Origin of the sequence: Thiolapillus sp., assembly GCF_048562965.1 — a bacterium.
In the GTDB taxonomy this organism is placed as follows: domain Bacteria; phylum Pseudomonadota; class Gammaproteobacteria; order Chromatiales; family Chromatiaceae; genus Thiolapillus; species Thiolapillus brandeum_A.
Genome location: NZ_JBHNMF010000480.1, coordinates 1 through 2,528 on the forward strand (window position 1 = coordinate 1; position 2,528 = coordinate 2,528).

General features: G+C 53.5%; 1 protein-coding gene. It reads right to left on the bottom strand.

The window, feature by feature from the left end; genetic code table 11:
- The coding region (locus ACOCD2_RS16625; protein ID WP_419625799.1) for a hypothetical protein at window positions 1-2,528 on the bottom strand (2,528 nt) is incomplete at both ends.

Genomic DNA, 2,528 nt, shown 5'->3' on the forward strand with positions numbered 1-2,528 from the left:
CCGCGCGCTGCTCGGGATTCTCGATCCTCCATTCGGGCGGATCCTCTCCTTCATCACTCCGCTTGAATGCGAGCGCCACTGCCTGGACAAATATCTCAGGCGATTGCGCGATCTGGCTCTCGAGATTGGGAATTCCGTGCTTGCTGTGATCAAGGGCAACGATGAAGAGGAACTCAAACTGAGCCATTTCATAGGGAGTGACGCCAACACGGCCATCAAGCAAATCCAGTGCCTTGGATATATAATAAGGGTCTAGCCCGACCTGTCCTGCTGGTTCGGTATTGACCGTTGCAATGTCGTGCAGCAGCCGCTTGAGGCGTGATGTCTCAATGTCTTTGAAATTCATGCAGACGACATGGAAAGCCGCGCGCGGCCGGTGGGCCTCAAGAAGACAGTCGATCAGTTCATTGAGCTCGGCGGGCGTCTGATCCTTCCAATACGGGACTACGTCCTTCCAGTACCCAGTGCGGATATCTTCACTAGAATCATCCAGAAGACGCCAAGTAGATGCGTTGAAAGGAGCACATACAAATAACCTTTTAGATTCTTCGACAGACAGTTTTTTGGCGACCATGTTAATCACTTCGGCGCACACATCATCCCCAATTGCCGAAAGAAAGCCCCGCAGGCACCACTCCGCCTTACTCTGAAGCTCTCCATCAAGGGAAAGACAGCGCTGAATGAAATCAGACTGCGAGCAAACGTCGGTAACACAAGATGCGGTATAACGGCCGATGAGGTCGGTAGCACCGCTGGGGGCAAGCAAATCCTTAACCCCCTTGAAACCACGCTCGTCCCATATCTCGGTTATCGCTTCGCGCCGCAGCTTGTCGATACGCTCATCTGCCTCCTGATCATTATCATTGAAACCCTCCTTTTCGATCTCTTCGGTCGATACCGGCACATATTGATTCGCAAACAACCAACTGTGCCGGATGACCGGATCATTGGGACGGAGGCTGTCGTAGGCTTCGCGGGCTCGATCACGGGTTGTGTCCTCAAGCTTCCGTTGGCGGCCACGTTGGGTGAAAGCAAACAGCCGGATGCGCTCACGCAATTCAGCCTTGGCGGCTTCTCCGGCTGTCCGGGACCATTCATCAATCAGATTCCAGACTTTAGGCTGGTTTTCTATGGGCATACCTTGGAGATACTCGACGAGGTCGCCAAGCGTCTTCTCGTCATGGGAGGGCCAATCGATCAGAAAACCCAGTGTCTTTCGGGTAAATTTGTATATTTCCCCATTTGTGACAACTTGCCCGGCCCCGGAAGCGTCACTACGCCAGCGGGGCCTGTAGCTGTAGTGACCGACGCTGTGCCCCGGTTTAATTTGCTTGATGCAAATCTCCCAGCCTATTTTCGGGAAATCCTCAGTGAGCTTTTTCAGCACTTTGACTCTATCGCTTACCGGGGCCGCCGTCTGCGGGATCCATGACCTAAAGATGTTCTGAAGACTGTCGTCTGGTTTATTCACACGGTTGTTGTCGATTTTCTGTCGAGAAAGCTGGGCAAGAATCACTGATACGCGCAGGAGGTTTTTCGGGTTCCAGGCAAGGCACTCCAGCGCCCAGAAAAGACCCGTCTGCGACGATGGTGCCCAGAACGAACCGCTGTCGGGCTTGAGAAGACCGAAGACTACGGGATCGCTGCATCGCAGGTCCTCTTCGATAATCGTCAGGAATTCATCGGGTGCGGCTTCTGCATAGTGTGGCAGGTCGTGGTCGTGGGAAAGCAGCTTTTCAAGAGTCAGAGGTATTAGAAGTTTTCGGATTAGAGCAGTTACCCTGTCTTCGACATCGATACCGAGGCGGCTTTGGAACAGGTTATTGCCACGGACCGACAGAATGATGAGTGTCTCACAGATACCCTCGCGCATCGCACTGGAGTGATCTCGTTTTTTTCCGTACAGGGGTGCGAGCCACCTATCCTCTTCCGGTAATTCAAGCGCCGGATCGGAGTCGGAAAGAACATACTCAGCAGCCTCGAAAAACCGGTCGAGGTCGTGCTGTGTAATCATCCCCGCAATCGCAAACAAGGCATCGATCTTCGAGGCAACACCCCGGTAACGTCCGGCAGACCACACAGGACTGTCATCGAACCGAAGTAGGCGCACGATGTTGTCTTCGATCGTCTCGTACTTTCCATCCACCACGTAGGAAAGAATCTCACGATCAGCCTCCGGTTCGGCATGCCAAGCGCCGATCAAGGCCATCGGTACGAGGCTTTTTGCACTATCGTTATCGTCGGCCCATGCAGGCGTCCTGATCGCGGGATTTTTTGAGAGGCGGCGTCGCAAAATTGTCGGTGAACACGCCGTTTCCCTTGCGAGCCGATCAACATTATCGTCGTCGATTCCCATGGCAGTGAGTGCCTTCTTGAAGGCGCTATAGTTGAGCAGGTCGAGTGCAATGTCGGCTTTCGTATCGACGTCGTTGCGTGAACGGATCGCGATATAATGAAGTGGGCGATAAGCAGAAGCGAGTTCGCGCTCGGTGTCCTTAGCATGGACAATTGGGATAAAAGGCACTGAG